The organism is Phyllobacterium sp. P5_D12, from assembly GCF_054049495.1.
This window is the reverse complement of the sequence record NZ_JBFUMG010001019.1, coordinates 1-921: the sequence shown is the minus strand read 5'-3', so window position 1 is coordinate 921 and position 921 is coordinate 1. Positions and strand designations below refer to the sequence as shown.

Below are 921 nucleotides of genomic sequence, written 5' to 3'. Positions count from 1 at the left end.
CGGCAGAACCTGCGAGAAATCCGCGAGGGCAACCTTGGAGATTTTCGCCGAAGACAACGCATTAGGCTGATAGCGTACCAACGCAAGACGTACAAATGGCATATAGCTGCGGCCCGGATCGAGTTCGATGTCGCAATACCAGAGGGAACGTTCCGCATCCCAGTGAACCCGATGTCCAATGATGCGGACGTTGTTTGGAAACTCTCGCAGCGACACCATCTCATCCGTGACGCGGGCGGGAAAATCGGTAATCCTGGTTGTGCTCTTGGGCAGCACCGTATCCCAAAGGGGATCAAGGCCCCACTGTGTCACCAGCGGCACGATATGTTTGGGAATATCGGTGAACCTTGCATTGTCCTCGAGGATCACCACGCCGAGCAACTCGCCGTCTCCGGACGAAAACCATGGCCGTTCCAACCATATCCTCAGGCCATTGCCGAGACGTACCGTATCAAGAGACTGCTCACCGGGTGTGTCCTGCCAGCGAAACGTCGGCACAATATAGACGATCCGCGGTTCATCGGGCGGGCAACTCGACGGCACGATGGTATTCAACGCTGTACCAGCCTCAACGAGAAACGGAGCTCCAGGATCGTCATCGGCACCGATCGATATCTTCTGCCCCTCGGCAATTGGCCCGACACGAGTTACTTCCTCTTTCTTCGCATAGAGCGAGGGTGGCAGGTATTCGCGGAACCTCGTGGTCGCACGCAGTGTGTACTCAATAAGCCGAAACTTCGTATCACCAAATTCATGGCGATCGCCGCGCGCACGAGGCCGATCCGGATCATGCTCCTGTGCGGTGACCGCGTTGGCCAGGCCAAACACATTTACATGATTTTCCGACAGGAGGACTTCGCCAAGTGTGCCCTTTGACTCAACAAGTTCCGGCCCGGGCTTTGCCAGATCGTCGATCCATTC

1 protein-coding gene is annotated in these 921 nt (G+C 56.4%); it reads right to left on the bottom strand.

What is annotated here, in order from left to right:
- Positions 1 to 921: hypothetical protein (locus ACXJ5O_RS28385; protein WP_457302824.1), on the bottom strand; the 921-nt coding region annotated here is incomplete at both ends.